The sequence below is a fragment of the Streptomyces sp. x-80 genome, assembly GCF_046549095.1.
Taxonomy (GTDB): domain Bacteria; phylum Actinomycetota; class Actinomycetes; order Streptomycetales; family Streptomycetaceae; genus Streptomyces; species Streptomyces celluloflavus.
Genome location: NZ_JAJPWM010000002.1, coordinates 23,775 through 44,138 on the forward strand (window position 1 = coordinate 23,775; position 20,364 = coordinate 44,138).

16 protein-coding genes and 1 pseudogene are annotated in these 20,364 nt (G+C 72.0%); 11 read left to right on the top strand and 6 right to left on the bottom strand.

The annotated features are described in order from the left end of the window. Positions 1 to 40 precede the first annotated feature (40 nt). Positions 41 to 1,048: a 2-phospho-L-lactate transferase gene (gene cofD, locus ACLJWH_RS02805; RefSeq protein ID WP_411139925.1), complete on the top strand. Its 1,008-nt coding sequence runs from the start codon at positions 41 to 43 to the stop codon at positions 1,046 to 1,048. After that, positions 1,045 to 2,382, top strand: coding sequence for a coenzyme F420-0:L-glutamate ligase (locus ACLJWH_RS02810; RefSeq protein ID WP_411139926.1), 1,338 nt, complete (start codon positions 1,045 to 1,047; stop codon positions 2,380 to 2,382). The genes cofD and ACLJWH_RS02810 overlap by 4 nt, the downstream gene beginning before the upstream one ends. Positions 2,383 to 2,436: 54 nt before the next feature. Here the strand turns inward: ACLJWH_RS02810 and ACLJWH_RS02815 are convergent, their stop codons facing one another. Both ACLJWH_RS02815 and ACLJWH_RS02820 read right to left on the bottom strand, forming a co-directional pair. After that, on the bottom strand, positions 2,437 to 3,342 hold the full coding sequence (locus ACLJWH_RS02815) for a DNA-3-methyladenine glycosylase family protein (protein WP_411139927.1): 906 nt from the start codon (positions 3,340 to 3,342) through the stop codon (positions 2,437 to 2,439). Between the two features lie 125 nt (positions 3,343 to 3,467). Then, positions 3,468 to 4,550 (bottom strand): sugar phosphate nucleotidyltransferase, encoded by a 1,083-nt coding sequence (locus tag ACLJWH_RS02820; protein WP_411139928.1) that lies wholly within the window; start codon positions 4,548 to 4,550, stop codon positions 3,468 to 3,470. A gap of 469 nt (positions 4,551 to 5,019) precedes the next feature. Here ACLJWH_RS02820 and ACLJWH_RS02825 point away from each other — a divergent pair, with 469 nt between their 5' ends. The 4 genes from ACLJWH_RS02825 (at position 5,020) to ACLJWH_RS02840 (ending at position 11,152) form a co-directional block, all read left to right on the top strand. After that, positions 5,020 to 5,784, top strand: a complete 765-nt coding sequence (locus ACLJWH_RS02825) for a TIGR03089 family protein (protein WP_411139929.1) — start codon at positions 5,020 to 5,022, stop codon at positions 5,782 to 5,784. A gap of 305 nt (positions 5,785 to 6,089) precedes the next feature. Further along, complete coding sequence (locus tag ACLJWH_RS02830; protein WP_411139930.1) at positions 6,090 to 7,367, top strand: LCP family protein; 1,278 nt, start codon at positions 6,090 to 6,092, stop codon at positions 7,365 to 7,367. A gap of 217 nt (positions 7,368 to 7,584) precedes the next feature. Further along, positions 7,585 to 9,375, top strand: coding sequence for an LCP family protein (locus ACLJWH_RS02835; RefSeq protein WP_411139931.1), 1,791 nt, complete (start codon positions 7,585 to 7,587; stop codon positions 9,373 to 9,375). 76 nt (positions 9,376 to 9,451) lie between these two features. Beyond that, complete coding sequence (locus tag ACLJWH_RS02840) at positions 9,452 to 11,152, top strand: LCP family protein (protein WP_411139932.1); 1,701 nt, start codon at positions 9,452 to 9,454, stop codon at positions 11,150 to 11,152. 110 nt (positions 11,153 to 11,262) lie between these two features. On the opposite strand, the gene ACLJWH_RS02845 is transcribed toward ACLJWH_RS02840, so the two are convergent. Then, a complete protein-coding gene (locus tag ACLJWH_RS02845) occupies positions 11,263 to 12,300 on the bottom strand; it encodes a glycosyltransferase family 2 protein (RefSeq protein WP_411139933.1) in 1,038 nt (345 codons plus the stop codon). A 255-nt stretch (positions 12,301 to 12,555) separates the two neighbouring features. On the opposite strand from ACLJWH_RS02845, the gene ACLJWH_RS02850 reads away from it, so the two are divergent. From ACLJWH_RS02850 to ACLJWH_RS02860, 3 genes are all read left to right on the top strand, one after another. Continuing rightward, positions 12,556 to 14,010 carry an LCP family protein gene (locus ACLJWH_RS02850; protein WP_411139934.1) on the top strand — a complete coding sequence of 485 codons (1,455 nt, stop codon included), beginning with the start codon at positions 12,556 to 12,558 and terminating at the stop codon, positions 14,008 to 14,010. Then, complete coding sequence (locus tag ACLJWH_RS02855) at positions 14,007 to 14,525, top strand: hypothetical protein (protein WP_411139935.1); 519 nt, start codon at positions 14,007 to 14,009, stop codon at positions 14,523 to 14,525. Before ACLJWH_RS02850 ends, ACLJWH_RS02855 begins: the two co-directional genes overlap by 4 nt. A gap of 135 nt (positions 14,526 to 14,660) precedes the next feature. Further along, positions 14,661 to 15,242, top strand: a complete 582-nt coding sequence (locus ACLJWH_RS02860) for a VanZ family protein (RefSeq protein WP_411139936.1) — start codon at positions 14,661 to 14,663, stop codon at positions 15,240 to 15,242. A 382-nt stretch (positions 15,243 to 15,624) separates the two neighbouring features. Here ACLJWH_RS02860 and ACLJWH_RS02865 read toward each other — a convergent pair. Next, positions 15,625 to 15,939 (bottom strand): annotated as a pseudogene (locus ACLJWH_RS02865) (GNAT family N-acetyltransferase); the annotation flags it as partial. Positions 15,940 to 16,014: 75 nt separating this feature from the next. Then, positions 16,015 to 16,566 carry an acyl-CoA thioesterase gene (locus ACLJWH_RS02870; protein ID WP_411139937.1) on the bottom strand — a complete coding sequence of 184 codons (552 nt, stop codon included), beginning with the start codon at positions 16,564 to 16,566 and terminating at the stop codon, positions 16,015 to 16,017. Positions 16,567 to 16,809: 243 nt separating this feature from the next. Between ACLJWH_RS02870 and ACLJWH_RS02875 the strand changes: the two genes are divergently transcribed. Continuing rightward, entirely contained in the window at positions 16,810 to 18,108 is a 1,299-nt protein-coding gene (locus ACLJWH_RS02875) for an LCP family protein (protein ID WP_411139938.1), read from the top strand. Between the two features lie 620 nt (positions 18,109 to 18,728). Here ACLJWH_RS02875 and ACLJWH_RS02880 read toward each other — a convergent pair. After that, positions 18,729 to 19,832 (bottom strand): helix-turn-helix domain-containing protein, encoded by a 1,104-nt coding sequence (locus tag ACLJWH_RS02880; RefSeq protein ID WP_411139939.1) that lies wholly within the window; start codon positions 19,830 to 19,832, stop codon positions 18,729 to 18,731. A 140-nt stretch (positions 19,833 to 19,972) separates the two neighbouring features. Between ACLJWH_RS02880 and ACLJWH_RS02885 the strand changes: the two genes are divergently transcribed. Continuing rightward, on the top strand, positions 19,973 to 20,197 hold the full coding sequence (locus tag ACLJWH_RS02885) for a hypothetical protein (RefSeq protein WP_411139940.1): 225 nt from the start codon (positions 19,973 to 19,975) through the stop codon (positions 20,195 to 20,197). The last annotated feature ends 167 nt before the right edge of the window (positions 20,198 to 20,364 follow it).

A 20,364-nucleotide genomic window follows, 5' to 3' on the forward strand; every position in this document is an offset into this window, starting at 1 on the left:
ACCCCTCAAGGAGTCAGCCTTCGGCTGACACACTGTCTTTATGCGCATTGTGGTTCTGGCCGGCGGTATCGGCGGCGCCCGCTTTCTGCGGGGACTGAAGGCAGCGGCGCCGGAGGCGGACATCACCGTCATCGGCAACACCGGTGACGACATCCATCTGTTCGGACTCAAGGTCTGTCCCGACCTCGACACCGTGATGTACACGCTCGGCGGCGGCATCAACGAGGAGCAGGGCTGGGGCCGTACCGACGAAACCTTCCGCGTGAAGGAGGAGTTGGCGGCCTACGGCGTCGGGCCCGAGTGGTTCGGGCTCGGCGACCGGGACTTCGCCACCCATATCGTGCGGACCCAGATGCTCGGCGCCGGCTATCCGCTGAGCGCCGTCACCGAGGCGCTGTGCGCGCGCTGGCAGCCGGGCGTGCGGCTGCTGCCGATGTCCGACGACCGGGTCGAGACCCACGTCGCCGTCGACCAGGACGGCGAGCGCAAGGCGATCCACTTCCAGGAGTACTGGGTCCGGCTGCGCGCCTCGCTCCCCGCGCACGCGGTGGTGCCGGTCGGCGCCGACCAGGCCGAGCCCGCGCCCGGTGTGCTGGAGGCCATCGCCGAGGCGGACCTGGTGCTCTTCCCGCCGTCCAATCCCGTGGTGAGCATCGGCACGATCCTGGCGGTGCCGGGCATCCGCGAGGCCATCGCGGACACCGAGGTGCCGGTGGTCGGGCTCTCGCCGATCGTCGGGGACGCCCCGGTGCGCGGGATGGCCGACAAGGTGCTGGCCGCCGTCGGCGTCGAGTCCACCGCCGCCGCGGTGGCGCTGCATTACGGCGGCGCCGAGCGACGTCCCGTGGCGGAGGGCGGCGGGCGGCGGAAGGGCGGTCCGGGGCTGCTGGACGGCTGGCTGGTCGACACCGTCGACGCCGGCGCGGTGGACGAGATCGAGGCGGCCGGTATCCGCTGCCGGGCCGTACCGCTGATGATGACGGACCTGGACGCCACGGCCGCGATGGCACGTGCGGCGCTGGCGCTGGCCGAGGAGGTCCGGGCATGACCGCGGCGGCCGAGGTGCCCGCGTACCGGGTGTGGGCACTGCCGGGGATCCCCGAGGTGCGGCCCGGCGACGACCTGGTCAAGCTGATCGCCGGCGCGGCGACCGGTGCCGGGCTGCCCGGACTCGCGGACGGCGATGTGCTGGTGGTGACCTCGAAGATCGTCAGCAAGGCCGAGGGCCGGGTGATACAGGCCACCGACCGGGAGGCGGCGATCGACCAGGAGACCGTGCGGGTCGTGGCGCGCCGCGGCACGCTGCGGATCGTGCAGAACCGGCAGGGGCTGGTGATGGCCGCGGCCGGCGTCGACGCCTCCAACACCCCCGCCGGGACGGTGCTGTTGCTGCCCGAGGACCCGGACGCCTCGGCCCGCACCCTGCGGGCCGGGCTGCGCGCGACGCTCGGCGTCGACGTCGGCATCGTCATCAGCGACACCTTCGGGCGGCCGTGGCGCAGCGGGCTCACCGATGTCGCCATCGGGGCGGCCGGGGTGCGGGTGCTGGACGATCTGCGCGGTGGCGTGGACGCGTACGGCAACTCGCTCAGCGCGACGGTGGTCGCCACCGCGGACGAACTGGCCGCCGCCGGTGACCTGGTGAAGGGCAAGGCGGGCGCGCTGCCGGTCGCGGTGGTGCGCGGGCTGCCACAGATCGTCACAGACACGGACGAGGACGAGGACGACGGGGCGCACGCCCTGGTGCGGAACGCCGCGGGCGACATGTTCCGGCTGGGGACCTCGGAGGCGGTACGGGAAGCGGTGACGCTGCGCCGGACGGTCCGCGAGTTCACCGACAGCCCGGTGGACGGCGGCGCGGTGCGCCGGGCGGTCGCCGCGGCGGTGACCGCACCGGCCCCGCACCACACCACGCCCTGGCGGTTCGTGCTGCTGGAGTCCGCCGGGACCCGGCTGCGGCTGCTGGACGCGATGCGGGACGCGTGGACCGCGGATCTGCGCGCGGACGGCTTCGGCGAGGAGTCCGTCGCCAGGCGGGTACGGCGCGGCGATGTGCTGCGCAACGCGCCGTACCTGGTGGTGCCCTGTCTGGTCCTGGACGGTGCGCACACCTACCCGGACGCGCGGCGCAACGCCGCGGAGCGCGAGATGTTCGTCGTCGCGGGCGGCGCGGGCATCCAGAACTTCCTGGTCGCGCTGGCCGGTGAGCGGCTGGGCTCGGCGTGGGTCTCCTCGACGATGTTCTGCCGGGATGTCGTACGGGACGTCCTCGGCCTGCCCGCGGACTGGGAGCCGATGGGCGCGGTGGCCGTGGGGCACCCGGCCGCGCCGCCGAAGGAGCGGCCGGCCCGGGACGGTGCGGACTACATCGTGGTGCGCTGAGCGGGGCACGGAACGACGGGGGGCGCGGACCGGCCGGTCCGCGCCCCCCGTCCGTCACAGCCGGGCGATGTCCCCCACCGGGAAGCGGGGTGCGCGGCGCGGCGGGACGCGGCCGGCGAGCAGGATCAGCCGGGCCGCGCGGTGCCGCTGACCCTCGTAGGGGGCGAGCAGTTCGAGCATCTGCGCGTCGGTGGTGCCGCGGCGGCCGGTGAGGGCGTAGCCGATGATGCCGGGGAGGTGCAGATCGCCGACGGTGATCGCGTCCGGTGCGCCGAGGACGCGCTGGAGTGTCTCGACGGCGGTCCACGGGCCGATGCCCGGGACGGCGGTCAGCCGCCGGGTGGCGTCGGCGAGGTCCATCCGCGCGGCCTCCTCCATACGGTGGGCGAGGCGTACGGCGCGCAGGATCGTGTCCGACCGTTTGGCGTCGACGCCCGCACGGTGCCACTCCCAGGACGGGATCAGCGCCCAGCCGCGCGGCTCGGGCATCACCCGCAGCCGCTCCCACGGTCCGGGGGCCTGTTCGCCGTGCCGCTGGAGCAGCAGCCGCCAGGCGCGGTACGCCTCGTCGCTGGTGACCTTCTGCTCCAGGACCGAGGGGATGAGCGACTCCAGGACCAGACCGGTCCTGGTGAGCCGGAGGCCGGGGTGGCGGCGGTGCGCCGCGTGCACGATGCGGTGCCGGGCGGTCAGCTCCGCCGGGTCGTCCGGCTCCCCCAGCAGATCGGGCAGCCGTTCCAGCAGCCAGTCGGCGCCCGGCCCCCAGGACTCGGCCTCGACGGCGCCGGCCGCCGGGCGGGCCTCCAGGCGCAGGGTGCCGGGGCCCTCGGGGGTGCGGCAGGCCCGCCATACTTCCGCACCGCGCACCGCGAACGCGGGGTCGCCCGGCCCGCGCCGCAGCACGCACAGCGTGCGGTGCAGGTCGTAGGGGCCGGGCGGAACCCAGGTGCGGACGGGCATGCTGTCAGGTTAGGCGATGGGGGTGACGCGGCTCCGCGGCCGACGGCCGGGGGCCGGAGCCGGGGAATGACGGCCGGGCAGCGGCAGCCGTGTCACCCGCCGGCCGCTCCGACCGCCCGCGCCGCCTACTGGTCGGAGGAGAAGCGCACCGAGCCCGCCGGGAGGTCGGCGCCGCACCAGATGCGGATGCCGCCGCGCAGCTCGTTGTCGGCGCCGACCCGGGCGCCGTCGCCGATCACCGCGCCGTCCAGGACCGTACGGGCCCCGATGTGCGCGCCGGCGCCGATCAGCGAATCGTGGACGCGAGCGCCCGGTTCGACCACCGCGCCGTCGAGGACGACGCTGCCGTCGATCTCGGCACCGGCGCCGATGGTGCAGCGCGGACCGGCGACCGTACCGCCGGAGAGCTTGGCGTCCGGGGCGACGTCGGCGGTCTCCAGGACCAGCCGGTCGCCGCAGCGGCCGGGGACGGCCGGGGACGGGGCGCGGCCCAGGACGAGGTCGGCGGAGCCGCGCACGAACGCCTGCGGGGTGCCGAGGTCGAGCCAGTACGTGGAGTCGACCATGCCCTGGAGGTGGGCTCCGTCGGCCAGCAGCCCGGGGAAGGTCTCCCGCTCGACGGAGACCGGCCGGCCCGCCGGGATGGTGTCGATGACCGAGCGGTTGAAGACGTAGGCGCCCGCGTTGATCTGGTCGGTGACGATCTCCTCCGGGGTCTGCGGCTTCTCCAGGAAGGCGGTGACCCGGCCGGTGTCGTCGGTCGGCACCAGGCCGAAGGCGCGCGGGTCCGCGACCCGGGTGAGGTGCAGCGAGACATCCGCGCCGGTGGTGCGGTGGGTGTCCACCAGCGCCGCGATGTCCAGACCGGTGAGGATGTCGCCGTTGAAGATCAGTACCGGGTCGCCGGGCGCCGAGTGGAGCCGCGAGGCGACGTTGCGGATGGCGCCGCCGGTGCCGAGCGGCTCCTCCTCGGTGACGTACTCCAGACGCAGGCCGAGCGCCGACCCGTCGCCGAAGTACGGCTCGAAGACCTCGGCGAGGTAGGAGGTGGCGAGGACTATGTGCTCGACACCGGCGGCGCGGGCGCGCGCCAGCTGGTGGGTGAGGAACGGCACACCGGCCGCCGGAACCATGGGCTTGGGCGTATGCACCGTCAGCGGGCGCAGCCTCGTGCCCTTGCCGCCGACCAGGAGGATCGCTTCGGTCACCTTGTCTTCACTGCTTCCTGCTGGGGTCGGCCGGTCGGCGGACCAGTGTAGGCAGACGGTCTTCCCCCCTGCCCTGCGGGACGGACACGAGCGACGAGCGGCGGTGGTCGTGCTCCGTAGGACGTGTCGTGGCGGAGATCGGTTCAGTGCGCCGGGACGGGGGTCGGTTCAGCGGTCGGAGGGCGGATCGATCGGTTCGGTTCGTAAGCGGTTCGGTTCGGTTCGTGCGTGGTGCGATTCGGTTCGTACGTGGTTCGGATTGGTCCGTACGCGGATCGGGCCGGTGTGTACGGAGTGACGGTTCGGTGCGTACGGAGGGTCGGTTCGGAGATCCCCGCGATTCGGTCCGGTAATCGCCGTAACGGAACAGTCTGGTAATCCCCCTGAGGGAAGCGGCGCCGGGGCTCGGGCGGGGACGACGGGGACTCGGCGCCGAGCGCCGGCGGTGGCCGCGCGTAATCTGACGGCGATGAACGCCACCGAACGCACCCCCGCCGACCTGCTGTCCGCCGCGCTCGTCGCGGACCCGGCCCGCCCGCTCGTGACCTTCTACGACGACGCCACCGGTGAGCGCGTCGAGTTGTCCGTCGCCACGTTCGCCAACTGGGTGGCGAAGACCGCCAACTACCTCCAGGGCGATCTGGTCGCCGGGCCCGGCGACCGGCTCGCGCTGCTGCTGCCCGCCCACTGGCAGACCGCCGTCTGGCTGCTGGCCTGTTCGGCGGTGGGCGTGGTCGCGGAGGTGGGCGGCGATCCGGCCGCGGCCGACCTCGTCGTCAGCGGTCCCGGCACGCTCGACGCGGCGCGCGGCTGCTCCGGGGAGCGGGTGGCGCTGGCACTGCGTCCGATGGGCGGCCGTTTCCCGCAGCCGCCGGCGGGTTTCGCGGACTACGCCGTCGAGGTGCCGGGGCAGGGCGACCGGTTCGCGCCGTTCGCGCCGGTGGACCCGGCGGCGGTGGCGCTGGTCGTCGGCGGCGAGCAGCTGACCGGGGCCGGGATCGGGGCCCGCGCGCTGGCCGACGCCCGCGCCGCCGGGATGCCCGAGGCCCCGCGGGTGCTGTCCGGACTGCCGTACGACACCTGGCAGGGCCTCTCCTACGGGCTGTACGCGCCGCTCGCCACGGGCGGTTCGGTGGTGCTCTGCCGCCATCTCGGCGAGCTGGGTGCGGACGGGGCGGCCGCCCGCGGGACCAGCGAACAGATCACCGTAGAGGCGCCGCCGTCCGTCTCCTGACGCGGCGTCCCGTCCGGCCCCGCCGTCCGGCGGGCCAGGCTCCGGTCGGCACAGGCCGGGCCACCGGTTCCGGCCCAAGTCCCGGAATACGTACGGATTCCCCCAACACGTACGGATCGCCTACGCATCACGCACAGAATCGTACGGATCTTGAGCATAAACGGTCAGATTCTGAGCACGAATCGATCCCGAACGCGCAAAGATCTTGAAAAAAGCACAACCGAGCGCGAGATCCGGCCGTCTTCCGTTCGACCCGGACCCCGAGTGCGGGCGCGACGCCGACTCCGTAAGGGATGGACGCACACGTGACCGAGAGCCCGGATTCCCCTGCCGACCTCCAGGGCCCCGCAGGGTGGACCCGCGCCGCTTCGTCCGACGGGCCGGGGCCCCCGCGCACCCCGCCGCACCGCCGCCACCGGCTGCGCTGGGCCGCGCTCGCCGCCGCCGTCACCGTGCTCGTCGCGACGGGCACCGGCTGGGCCTTCTACACCAAGCTGAACGGCAATATCCGTACCGACAACGTCACCCAGCACGAACTGGCGCGGCACGAGTCCGAGCGGCCCACCGAGGGTCCGCAGGACGCCCAGGACATCCTGCTGATCGGCTCCGACGACCGCGGTGGCGACAACGCGCAGTACGGCGAGGACAGCGGCACCCAGCGCTCGGACACCACGATCTGGCTGCATCTGGCCGCGGACCGGCGCAGCGCCACCGCGGTCAGCATTCCGCGCGACCTGATGGCGCGGATTCCGTCCTGCACCCGCCCGGACGGTTCGTCCACCAAGGCCCAACTGGCGCAGTTCAACTGGGCGTTCCAGTTCGGGGGCGCCGCCTGCACGATCCGTACGGTCGAGGAGATGACCGGCGTCCGCATCGACCACCACATGGTCCTCGACTTCGTGGGGTTCAAGAAGATGGTGGACGCGGTGGACGGTGTCGAGGTGTGTCTGCCGAAGGCCGTCGACGACCACGCGGCGCATCTCGTGCTGCCCGCCGGCCGCCAGACGCTGCGCGGGGAGGCCGCACTCGGCTACGTCCGGGCCCGCAAGAGCCTGGGCGACGGCAGCGATACCGAGCGGATGGGACGCCAGCAGGGTTTCCTCGGCGCTCTCGTGAAGAAAGTGCAGAGCAATGGCGTGCTGCTCAATCCGGCGCGGCTGTATCCACTGCTGGATGCCGCGACGGGTTCGCTGACCACCGACAAGGGTCTGGCGTCGCTCTCCGGGCTCTACGAATTGGTGCACAGTATGCGCGGCATTCCCGCCGACCGGATCCAGTTTCTGACCGTGCCCCGTCAGCAGTACCGCTACGACCACAATCGCGACGAGCTGGTGCAGCCGGACGCGGACAAGCTTTTCGCGCGGCTGCGCACGGACCGCCCGGTGACGGTGCAGCCCCCGGAGAGCACCGCGGACAGCGCGCCGGAGGGTACCGGGAAGACCACCGCGCCGGACGGGAAAGCCACCGCGGGCACCCCCGGTGACGGTACTTCGGACGGCCCGGGTGAAAGTAGGCCGCCGTCTCCGGCCGATGCGGGCCCGGCCTTTCCCGGCACCACCGCGGACCGCGGGGTCTGCCGATAGAAATGCCACAGAGGCAGCCGCGAAATCCCGAATGGATTGGGCGGAATGCCCAGTTGTAGGGAAGTGGAATCTGTCACGGGCGTCGCCCGGCGCCGAACCGGGCCGATAGTGTGAGTGATCCGGCCAGCACGACCAGTTGACCGGATATTGCACAATCGACCGACCGAGCGCCTTGGGGGGAGGCGCCGCGTGGCACCGACGGAGGACTCAAGGCACCGTGGACGCGCAAGGGCGTGGGCGGGAGGGCGGCAACGTCGATCCCGCCGATCAGTGGGTGTTCAATCCGGACACCGGCACCTACGAGCTGCGACTTGACCCCGCCGGTCAGGCCGCCGCTCAGCCCTCTCCGCCGACGGCGCCCGACCCCGGAGACCCCGGGGGAAACCCCAGGGGCACGGGCCGTGGCGACACCGACACCCGTCCGCTGCCGACCGCCCGCCGGGGTGAGCGCGCCGCGGGCGACACCGCGCCGGACGCCCCGGCGGAGGATCGCCCCACCGGTGGCCGGGCCGCCCGACGGGCCGCCGGCAGCCGTTCGGCGGCGGCCGCGGGTCCGGCGAACCGGCGCAAGCCCAAGCCGAAGAAGACCGGGAAGAAGAAGGCGCTGCACTGGACGGCCGGGGTGGTGGGGTTCGTCCTCATCGCGGGCTGCGGTGGCGCGTACTTCCTCTACCAGCAGCTGAACGGCAACATCTCCAAGGTCGACGTCGGTATCGACAACGCCGCGGTGTCCGACGGCCCGGTCAACATCCTCATCATCGGCACGGACGCCCGGACCGGTAAGGGCAACTCGGGCTACGGCGACAACGACAGCGTCGGGCACTCGGACACCACGATCCTGATGCATGTCTCCAAGGACCGGTCGAACGCGACGGCGCTGAGCATCCCCCGCGACCTGGTCACCGACATCCCGGACTGCCCGACCAAGCAGCCGGACGGCTCGACGAAGACCGTCCCCGGTCAGCGGGGGGTGCGCTTCAACACGAGCCTGGGCCAGGAAGGCCGCGACCCGGGCTGCACCTGGCGCACCGTCGAGAAGCTGACCGGGCTGAAGGTCGATCACTTCATGATGGCCGACTTCAACGCGGTCAAGGAGCTGTCCGAGGCGGTGGACGGCGTCGAGGTGTGCGCCGCCAAGGACATCGACGACCCGAAGTCGCACCTGAAGCTGAAGGCCGGCCGCCATACCGTCAAGGGCGAGCAGGCGCTGGCGTTCGTCCGTACCCGGCACACCGTCGGCTTCGGCAGCGATCTGAGCCGGATCGAGCTCCAGCAGCAGTTCCTCAGCTCGATGATCCGCAAGATGAAGTCCGACGACACCCTCACCAGCCCCACCAAGCTCTACGCCATCAGCCAGGCCGCGACCAAGGCGCTCACCGTCGACACCGGCATCGGCAGCGCGAAGAAGCTGATGGATCTCGGTACGGACCTCAAGCGGGTCGACATCGGCAAGATCACCTTCGCGACGGTGCCGGTGCTGGACAACCCCCAGGACAAGAACACCGTCATCCTGGACAAGGCCAAGGCCGGTCCGCTGTTCCAGATGGTGCAGGCGGACCACTCCCTGGCCAAGGGCGAGAAGAGCGCGAAGGACAAGGGCGGCAAGGATTCCGGCGCGGTCAAGAAGGCCCCGCCGCAGCTCGTCCGGGTCGATGTCACCAACGGCGGCGGGCCACTCGGCTCCGCGCAGGTGACGGTGGACTGGCTCCAGAACAGCAAGGGCGCCAAGCTCTCCAGCAACGTCGGCAACACCTTGCCCAAGCTGGCCACCACCCGCCTCGAATACGCCCCCAACCAGGCCGATCAGGCCGCCACCCTGGCCGACTGGATGGGCCTGCCCAAGAGCGCGCTGAAGAAGGCGACGGCCGACGCCGGCCCCCGGGTGCCGATGAAGCTCATCCTCGGCAAGGACTTCAAGGCTCCCGGCACCCCGATCGAGGCCCCGACCAAGACCCCGGACGGGGTGCAGAACGTCACCGCGGACGACAAGAACGTCTGCGCCAAGTGAACTGACGCGATCCGGCGGATCCGGCAGCCCTGCCGGACCGCCGAGCACCACCGACCTGACAACGGGGAGAGGCCCAGTGCGGCAGAGCAGCGTGCGCGGTGACAGATTCCGTCGGGGCCGCCCCGACGCGCGGGAGCTGGGCTGGGACGACAGCCTGTACGAGGGCGGCCGGCCGGCGGCCGGCCCGGCCCCGTCGGCCCCCGGCGACGGCGGGAACGACGGGGACGGCGGCCCGCCGGACGGCAGCGGCCCCGGCACCGGACAGCCGCCCCGCCGCACCGGCCGCAAGGTGCTGCGCTGGACCGCCGTCACCCTCGCCGTCCTGGTGCTGGGCGGCGCCGGCGCCGGGTACCTCTACTACGAGCACCTGAACGCCAACCTCCGCAAGGACGCGCTGGATCTGGGCGCGGGCGGGCTCCAGAAGCCCGAGCCGAACGCCTTCGGGCAGACCCCGCTGAACATCCTGCTGCTGGGCTCGGACGGCCGGAACAGCGAGGAGAACATCGAACTCGGCGGCGCCCGGCAGGACGCGGACCGCAAACCGCTGGCCGATGTGCAGATGCTGCTGCACGTCTCCGCGGACCGCAGCAGCATGTCGGTGATGTCGATCCCGCGCGACACCCGCGTGCCCATCCCCCAGTGCACCGACCCCGAGGACGGCACGGTCTACCGGCAGACCACCGGCGCCATCAACGAGTCGCTCCAGCGCGGCGGTCCCGGCTGTACGGTCGCCACCTGGAAGGAGCTGACCGGCATCTACATCGACCACTTCATGATGGTCGACTTCTCCGGGGTGGTGAACATGGCAGACGCCATCGGCGGGGTCCCGGTCTGCGTCGACAAGAACGTCTACTCGCACGACCGCAAGGGCCACGGCAGCGGGCTGAAGCTGACCGCGGGCACCCACGCGGTCAAGGGCGTACAGGCCCTCCAGTGGCTGCGCACCCGCTACGGCTTCGAGGACAACAGCGACATCGGCCGGGCCAAGGCCCAGCACATGTACATGAATTCCATGGTCCGCCAGCTGAAGGCGGGTACCAAGCTCACCAACCCCGCCCAGCTGCGCGATCTGGCCGAGGCCGCGACGAAGTCGCTGACCGTCGACGAGGGTCTGGGCACCGTCAAGAAGCTCTACGACCTGGGCGGTGACCTCCAGCGGGTGCCGACCGGGCGCATCACGATGATCACGATGCCCTGGCAGTACGGCCCCGGCGGTCAGTACGTCATGCCCGAACCGGGCGACGCCGAGGCGACCTTCGCACTGCTGCGCAACGACTCGGCGCTGGACGGCAAGGACACCAAGAAGACCCCGGCGCCCGATCCGAAGCCGTCAACTCCCAGGAGCCGGCTGAAAGTTGTCGTACAGAACGGCACCAGCAGCGCCGTCTCGGGACCGGTCTCCGGCCGGGCGGCCACCGTCCAGCAGCAGCTGGCCGGTCTCGGCTACACCGCCGCGGGCACCGACTCCACCCTCATCGCCCAGGCCGACACCACCCTCACCTACCGGGACGCGGCGCAGCGCGGCGACGCCCTCGCGCTGGCCAAGGAGCTCGGTCTGCCCAAGGACGCGGTCAAGGAGTCCGGTGCGGTCCCCGGGCTGCGGCTGGTGGTGGGCAACGACTGGCGCACGGGGTCCGCGTACCCGAAGGCGGCGGGCGGCGGCCGGGCCGATACGGCCGGGGACAGCGCGCCGAAGAAGGCCCCGGAGAGCGCGGACGCGCTCAACGGCGAGGACACCAAGGCGTGCATGAAGGTGAATCCGCAGTACAGCTTCTAGCGCGGCGGTGCGGCCGTCGGCTGCGCGCGGCGGGGGCGTACGCGGAAGGGGCGGGCCGCCGCGGCCCGCCCCTCGCTGCTCTCCGTACCCGGCCCGGCCGGCCCGTGCGGCTATTCGGCCGGGGCCAGGACCGCCGGGCGGCGGCTGGCGATGACCTTCTTGGCGAGCGCGCGCGGGCTGGTCAGGAAGCCCACTCCCCACGCCATGTGCATGGTCGCCAGCGCGACCGGGATCTGGGCGCGGGCCTTCAGCGACAGCCCCTTGCCGGCCGGCACCGAGCCCGCCGCGATGGCCGCGAGATAGCCGGCCGGGACCACCAGGCCCCAGGGCGTGACGGCCGCGCCGACGACGAGACCGGCGGCGATCGCGCACACCGCGGCCGGCGGTGCGAGATAGCGCAGATTGATCGAACCGGCGTGGTAACGGGCGACGACGTGCCGCCACTTGCCGTAGTCCTTGTACTGCTTGGCCAGCGCCCGGACGCTGGGGCGCGGCCGGTAGCGCACCTTCAGCTCCGGCGAGAACCAGATCTGCCCGCCGGCCTCGCGGATGCGGTAGTTCAGCTCCCAGTCCTGGGCGCGGATGAACTCCTCGTTGTAGCCGCCCTGCCGCTCCAGCGCCTCGCGCCGGAAGACCCCGAGGTAGACGGTCTCGGCCTGGCCGGCCTCGCCGCCGGTGTGGAAGGCGGCGTTGCCCACGCCGATCCTGGAGGTCATCGCGGCGGCGACCGCGTCCTCCCAGGCGTTCTCCCCCTCGGCGTGCATGATGCCGCCGACGTTCTGCGCACCGGTCTCCGCCAGGAGGCGGACGGCGGTGGCGATGTAGTTCGGCGAGAGCATGCCGTGGCCGTCGACGCGGACCACGACCGGGTGCCGGGACGCCTTGATCGCGGCGTTCAGCGCGGCGGGGGTGCGCCCGGTCGGGTTCGGGACGGTCTGCACCTTGGCGCGCGCGTCGGACGCGGTTTCCGCGACGAGTTCGGCGGCGATCTCGTCCGTCCGGTCCGTGGACGGGCCGAGGGCGATCACCACCTCCATCTCGCCGGCGTACTCCTGCTCCAGGATGTGCCGGACCGCATCGCGCAGATGACGTTCCTCATTGAGCACCGGCATGATCACGGAGACGGCCGGGAGCTGCTGCTGGGGCATGGTTCCTCGGGGATCGGCCCGCGCGGCTCGGCCGCGGGCGGCGGCAGCGCTCGCCGGGAGACTGCGGTATCCCGTTCACGTTACCGCGAACGGGGGACGCCGACGGACGGCAGCCGGGTGGCCGGGCGGCCGGCGCCCGGCGTGTGGCGCTTTACAGCCGATCATATTGGCCTACGTTGACCCCGCCGGCGCCGCCCCGCCCCGCCGTACCCCGCCGGCTGCCGCTCGCACCCGTACCGCCGCGGAGGAGTCCCCGTGACCGCGCCGTCCCGTCCGCCCCACCCCGCCCCCGACTGGTCCGACGAGGAGCCGCACCCGATGCGGCGGCGCTGGGGACTGCGGATCTGCACCGCCGCGTCGGTCGTGCTGCTGGCCGCGAGCGGCGTCGGGCACGCGGTGGTCACCGGTGTCGAGCGCGGGATCGGCCGGGTGGACGCCTTCAAGGGCATGACCGACCGCCCGGTCCGCGCCGCGGGCCTGAACTTCCTGCTCGTCGGCACGGACAGCCGCGACCACATCACCAAGGAGCAGAAGCGCAGGTACCACCTGGGCGGCGAAGCCTGTCACTGCACGGACACCGTGATGCTGGTGCACCTCTCCGCCGCCCGGGACCGCGCCAGCGTCATCAGCCTGCCGCGCGACTCCTACGCCGAGGTCCCCGCCCGCCAGGACGCCGCCACCGGCAAGCAGCGCCCCGCGCACCCCGTCAAACTGAACGCGGCGTACGCGGAAGGCGGCCCCGGCCTCACCGTGCGGACCGTCGAGCACATGACAGGCGTGCACATCGACCACTATCTGGAGGTCGACTTCACCAGCTTCATGCGGAGCGTGGACGCGGTCGGCGGGGTGGAGATCTGCACCCCGCGGCCGCTCAAGGACAGCTATACGGGCCTGGATCTGCCGGCCGGCAAGTCGAAGCTCGACGGCGGCCAGGCGCTCCAGTACGTGCGCTCGCGGCATATCGACGGCGCCGCCGACCTCGCCAGGATGCAGCGCCAGCAGCGTTTCCTGGCCGCCCTCATCCAGCAGGTCACGTCCTCCGGAGTGCTGATGGACCCGGTCCGCTTCAAGGAGGTCGCGGACACGATGCTGACGTCCGTACGGGCCGACTCGGGCTTCGGCGCGCACGACCTGGTCGATCTCGGGCAGGCGATGCGCGGCCTGACGCCGTCGTCCTCGGAGTTCGTCTCCGTACCGCTGAGCGACGCGGACTACAAGGTGCCGGGCCTCGGCTCGACGGTGCGGTGGGACCTGACACGGTCCAGGGAGCTCTTCCAGGCGATCCGCGACGACCGGCCGCTGGCCGTGCACCACACCGACAAGGCGCCCGCCACGGCCGTGGAGGTGCCGCCGGCCAAGGTCCGGGTGCACGTCGACAACGGCACCACGCGGCCCGGCCTCGCCGGCGCGGTCGCCCGCGCGCTGCACGACACCGGTTTCCGGACCACCGGCGTCCCCCGGCACGCCACAGGCGGCGCCCCCGGCCGCACGGTGATCTCCTACGACCCGCGCTGGGACCACTCGGTCCGGTCGCTGGCCGCGGCGCTGCCCGGCGCGGAGTTGCGCCAGGTGCCGCGGCAGGGGGCGGTGATGCAGGTGACGGTCGGCCGCGACCACCAGACGGTGCACCCGGTGCGGGCGGCGGATCCCACATCGCGGGGCGCGGACTCCTTCGCGGCGATGACCGGCGACGAGGCCGGGTGCCCGTGACCGTCCCCACGCCCCGTCGTACGGCCCCCCGCCCGCCGGTGGGCGGCCCGGCCGCGCGCGGGCACGTGCGGCGGGCCGGCGCCGCCGTCGCCCTGTGCCTGGCCGCGGCCACCGCCGCCGCGGCCCCGCCGGCCCCCGCCACGCCGACCGGCTGCGGCGAAGTGGTCCGCGGCCAGCTGTGTCTGCGCGGCCCGGCCGGATCGGCGGGGACATACACCGCGACGTACCGCAGGCACGGGGCGCCCGCCCGGCACGGTCCACGGGGCACGGGCGGGGCCCCGGGCCCGCCCGGCACTCGCGACGAGATCTCCGTACGGGACGAGATCTCCGTACGGCTGGGCTACCAGCGCCGGAACGACCGGATCACCGCGTTCCCCGGCTGGTTCGGCACCCGGCGGACGGTACGCGGCGCCGCCGAGCTGAGCGGCCGGGTGGAGATGCGGCCGGACGAATGCATCCGGGGCGTCATGGAGCACGGGGCCGAGGTCTCCGTCACCACCTGGAGCTGCGGCTGATCCCTGTGGCTGACTCCCTGCGTCTGATTTCCCTGCGTCTGATTTCCCTGCGTCTGATTTCCCTGTGGCTGACCCCTGTGGCCGATCTCCCGGTAGCTGATCTCCACGTCCGGGATCTCCTGAGAGGCGGGCATCGTGTGGCAGGTCGTACTGATCATCTCTCCGCCTGCGGTGGCGCTCTTCCTCACCGCGGCGCTGACGCTGGCCCTGGCCCTCGCCCTGTGGTCGGCGCTCGCCCCGGACAGCGGCGCGCCCCGGGTCACCGCCCGGGTACTGCTGGCCGGCTGGCTGCTGCTGCTCCTGGTGGCGACGCTCGCCCCCACCCAGCCCATCGGCTCCGGGGACGCCACGGTCTGGTGGCTACCCGGCCGGGAACTGTTCGACCCGGGCGCCCAGCTGCTGCCCGGTGAACTGTCCATGCTGGTCAGGGAGCAGATCGCGAACACCGCGCTCTATCTGCCGCTGCCACTGCTGCTGCGTTTCGCCGCCCCGCACTGGTCCGCCGCCGCCGCGTTCCTGCTGGGCGTGGGACTGTGCACGGCCATCGAGGCGACACAGTTGCTGATGCGCGCCGGCCGGATCGCCGACACCGGCGACGTACTGTGCGCGGCCGCCGGCACCATCCTCGGCGCGGCCCTGGCGGCACTGGCACAGCGCACGGCGGCCGTCGCCACGCGCCGCCGGACCGGGGGACGGGCCGTTCGTGTGGCGCCTTGATGGCGTGATGGCGTACCGCCGGGCCGCCGGGCGAACCGTGTGTCCCGGGGTGAGGTGGGTGTCTACGCGCGCCTCGGGTGGGGTGGGTACGCGGGCGCGCCTTGAGCGAGGTCGATACCCGGGCGCACCCGAAGGCCGGGGGCCTACGCGCGCCTCGGGTGGGGTGGGTGCCGCACGTACCCCGAGTGGGGGGGATGCCTACGCACGCCTCGGGAGGGCTGGGTGCCCGCGCCAACCCCGGGTGGGGTGGATGCCCGGCCGGCGGCGTCGGGGCGGGTTCGGCGGCTCGGGCCTGCCCGGCCCGGTCGGTACCGCGCCCCGGCCGGCGCCACGCCATCACCAGGTCTCGGCCACGCCAGGTCTCGGCCACGCCATATCCCCGCTAGCCGAGGCCGTCCGGCTCCCGGCGCATGCACCGGGTACGCGGGCCGCCGTCCGGCAGGGCGACGCTCGCCGTGACGACGAAACCCAGCCGCTCGTAGAACCGCACATTGCGCTCACTCGACGTCTCCAGAAAGGCGGGGACGCCTTCCCGCGCGGCGGCTGCCAGACCGGGCCGCAGCACCGCGCTGCCCAGCCCCCGCCCTTGGGCCTGCGGCGCCACGCCCACCGTGGCGAGGAACCACACGGGCTCGCGCGGACGGTGCGGCTCCAGCGCCTGCTCGGCGGATGCGAACGCCGCCGCGCGGTCCCCCGCGCCCCGCGCCCCGCGCCCCGCGGCCGGCCCTCCCGGCTGGTCGTCCAGCCCCTGCGGCCCGGCCGATCGCCCCGGCTAGTCGTCCAGCCCCTCGGCCGCCCGCTGCTCCCGGAGTTCCTTGATCGCGCGGCGCCGGGCGAGCCGGTGGGTGCGCCGGATCTGCGCTTCCTGGTAGCGGCGCCGGTCCTTCTCCGTCTCCGGGATCACCGGCGGGACGAACCGCGGCCTGCCGTCCTCGTCGACCGCCGCGAAGACCAGATATGCGGAGCCGACCTGTTGCGCGGGGGTCGATTCGTTCCAGCGTTCGGCCATGACGCGTACGCCGATCTCCATGGACGAACGGCCGGTCCAGTTGCACTGCGCGCTCACATGGACCAGATCGCCGACCCGGACCGGCTCCAGGAACGCCATTTCGTCCATGGACGCGGTCACCGCGGGCCCGCCGGAGTGCCGGCCCGCGACGGCGCCCGCCGCATCGTCCACCAGCTTCATGATCACGCCGCCGTGCACCGTGCCGAGCAGGTTCGTGTCGCTCGCGGTCATGATGTGGCTGAGCGTCGTACGCGACGCGAATGTCGGCTTTCCGGGGAGATCGTCCCCGGGTTCGGTAACGCCCTGATCGGTCATGGCCCTAGCCTAAGCGCCCCGCGCCGGGGCCGTTCCGCCGCTCCCTCACCAGGCATCCACGCAGGTCAGCGAGGTGATACGGAAAGGGAGCCGGCAGCGTCGGCGGAACCGCCCGCCCGTCCGCCGGAATGATCGCGTCCGTTATCACGCCACGCCCCGCTTTGCATCAGCTCTGCAACAGGCCCGGCCCGATCCGGTACCCGCCCTGTCGGGCCGGGCCCCGCGGCAGGCACACTCTCCCCTATGAACGAATGGCCCAATGGGTGGTCGGGCGACCAGAGCGGCAGCGGCAACCGGTACGGACGCGGCAGCGGCAGCTCCCAGCCGGAGGGTGCGCGCGCCATGCCGCAGGTGCGGCGGGACGCGGGCCCCGGGCGGCCGCGCTCCGAACGGCCGCTGCCGCCGCACCTGTCCCCGAACCGGGGGTCTGTGCCGCCGCAGCAGTCGCAGGGCTACGACTCTTACGACAGCGGCTACAACACCGGCCAGGTCTACGGCGACGGCGGCGGGCGCGGTGGCCACGGCGGCGGTCCCGCCCCGGCCGGCCGCGGCGGCCGGCCGGCGCCCAACTGGGGCCGCCGCATCAAGTGGACCGTGCTGACCCTGGTCGCCGTCTTTCTCGTCACCTCGATCGGCACGTACTTCTGGGCCGACGGCCAGATGCGCCGCGAGGTCGACCTGAGCAAGGTCATCGACCGGCCGGCGGCCGGGGACGGTACGAACTACCTGATCGTGGGCTCGGACAGCCGCGAGGGCATGACCGACGAACAGAAGAAGGTGCTGCACACCGGCTCCGCCGAGGGCAAGCGCACCGACTCCATGATGATCCTGCACGACGGCAGCAACGGCCCCACGCTCGTCTCGCTGCCGCGTGACTCGGACGTGGTCGTCCCGTCCTTCGTCGGCTCCCAGTCGGGCAAGAAGTTCCCCGCCCAGGGCCGCCACACCAAGCTCAACGCCACGTATGCGATGGACGGCCCCGAGCTGCTGGTGCGCACCATCGAGGCCAGCACCCATCTGCGCATCGACCACTACGTCGAGATCGGCTTCGCCGGTTTCGCCAACATCGTGGACGCGATCGGCGGCGTCGAGCTGAACATCCCCAAGGCGTTCAAGGACAAGGACGCCGGCGCCGACTTCCAGGCCGGTACGCAGACCCTGGACGGCCAACAGGCCCTCGCCTTCGTCCGGACCCGGCACGCCTTCGCGGCCAGCGACCTGGAACGCACCAAGAACCAGCAGAAGTTCCTGGCCGCCCTTGCGCACCAGACCGCCACCCCGAGCACCCTCCTCAACCCTTTCAAGCTCTACCCGACGCTGAGCGCCGGCCTGAACACGGTCATCACCGACAAGGACATGAGCCTGTGGGACCTGGGCCAGATGTTCTTCGCGATGAAGGGCGTCACCAACGGCGAGGGCAAGTCCATGAACATGCCGCTCTCCGGCAACATCGGCAACAACCTCCTGTGGAACAAGACCAAGGTCGCCCAGCTCGTCCAGCAGCTGAACAACGACGAGAAGGTCACGGTCACGAGCGACTGACGGGCGACTGACGAACAGCTGCCGGTGGCGGCCACCGACCGGCGCCGCCACCCGGACCCTGCTCATGTGTGAGGCCCCGCCAACCGGCGGGGCCTCACACATGAGTTGCGCCGGTGCGGGCGCCCCGCTGCGCACCCGTCTCCCGCACCTGCCCCTTCGACCGGGGCTGCGCCAAGGGGTGCGGGCCGTGCAACCAGGGGCGCTGCGACGGCACCGTGACGCTTCACGGACATCGAAGCGCACGTCCTCGATTCCCCCACCCCGGCCACATCGGCACGTTGATCGTGCGAGGCGTGGCGTCCTGACAGGCGCTGCGTACCGCAAAGCGTTCCTGCTGCTCACCGACCCGGCAGCGTTCCTGCCGTTGAGGCGGCAGGGCCTTCCGCCGGTGGGGTGTACGCCTCGGAGACGATCGGTCACGGCTCTCAGAGCACCGAAGAAGCCACCGCCCCGCGGCTCCCGCCCTACGGCAGATTCCGCGCCATCACGATCCGCCGCACCTGATTCGTACCCGCATAAATCTGAGTGCTTTACGGCATACAGGGCTCCGACCTGCATATACACCCCACGATGGAAACGTTCCCCCGGCATTTCCCCATGATCGTCACGGCAAGGCGCCCCTACGCCTTGATCTCGTCCATGAGCATCCGGAGCGTCAGTGAGTGCTTCTCAGACGGCAGGGCGTCCATCGCGGCCTGCGCGTAGTGAACACCTCCCGTGCGGTCACCCGACCTGGCCAGCATCAGACCCCGGTGAAGCTCAAGGTGAGTGGCGAACCTGGGGAGCGACGCCGGAAGCTCCCTACGAGATTGCTCCTGAGCCTCCACAGCCCCTTTCTCGTCACCGAGGCGGGCCAGCAGCAGGGAGCGGAATACGTGCAGCCGCCACCACGGGACGGCATAGTCCGAGGTCTGTTCGTACGACCCGGAAGAATCGAAGATCCGGCGCCCTTGTGCATCCAGCTTCAGGGCCGTTTCGCGGTCGCCCCGGAGAGCAGCGGCGTGCGCCTTGCCGTAGATCGCATTCAGCAGCCCGAGGGACGGTCGGTCGGTGACGGCCATGGCCTGATCGGCGAGCACGTCGGCCACAGGCAGAGAGGCACCCTCGTACCCCAGGGCGATGGCCGCCCGGCCCCGGACCCACACCCGCGCCGAGTCATCCCCCGACTCGTCAGCAGCCTTGGCTGCCATCCGGTACCAGTGGACAGCCTTGGACCCGTCCGACCCGGGAAACGTCTTGGCATACAGGGTCATGAGCCGAGAGGCCACAGACCACAAACGAGGGGTGTCGAGCTGCTGCTGCACCACAACAAGCTCGCCGGATACGCGGCGCTGAATGTCAGCCGCACCCATGGACATGTAATCCGTGCCGTAGGTAGCCAGCTTGCCCTCCCAGTCGTCCGCAGACGGGCCGCCACGAAGCCGGGCGGCGAACCCTACGGACAACAGGTCTGAGGCAACCACGGGAGCTATAGCCGCACCCGCGACATCGGTGAGGAAGGTACGCCGTTCCAACTCGTTCTCCAGGACAGCTAGAGGTACGTCCAAGACCGCCGATAGAGCCCGGAGGTAGAACGCTCCCGGCTCATGCCTGGAACACTCCCAGCCGCTCACATACTCCCGGCTTAGGGTCGTTCCGAACTGGTTGTTGATTTCCGACGCCAAGCGCCCCTGCGACCAGCCTCGCGCCGAACGTAGCTCCCGGATCAGTTCCCCGATGCCCATGAGCCCATCTTGCTCCTACGGATGCCACTGGTCATCCAACATCTCTGCCGATGGGGCGGTTTGCCACTACGAGTCACACTAGGCCGCCCATACGGGATGCCCGACGCTCAAGGAGCCGAGCAACGGAGCGAGAACACACCATGATTGACGCCACATCAGAAATCCGCACTCCCACCGAGGCCGCCCAGGAGGCGGTGAGCGATCTGAGGAAGGCCGCAAGGGAGGCGGGGGTGCCGTTCCCCAGCCTGCGGCTCGACCCGAAGCCCTTGGGCGAGGACGGAGCGCTTACCCACCTGATCGACACCGGCCGCATCAACATCGGCACCGCCCGGAAGCTGACGAAGATTCTCAGAGCGGCGCGGTGATGAGCGAGAAGAAGGAAAAGGGCAGCACCGCGGATCTGTCCAAGAAGGTCAAGGACACCAACAGCCAGAGCCGGAGCGGCGGGGAAAGCGATGAGCAGAGGCCGCCATACGCCCCCGAGAATCACGCCGTTACGCGGACTGCGGGTGTCCTGCGACGGTTGGTTCCG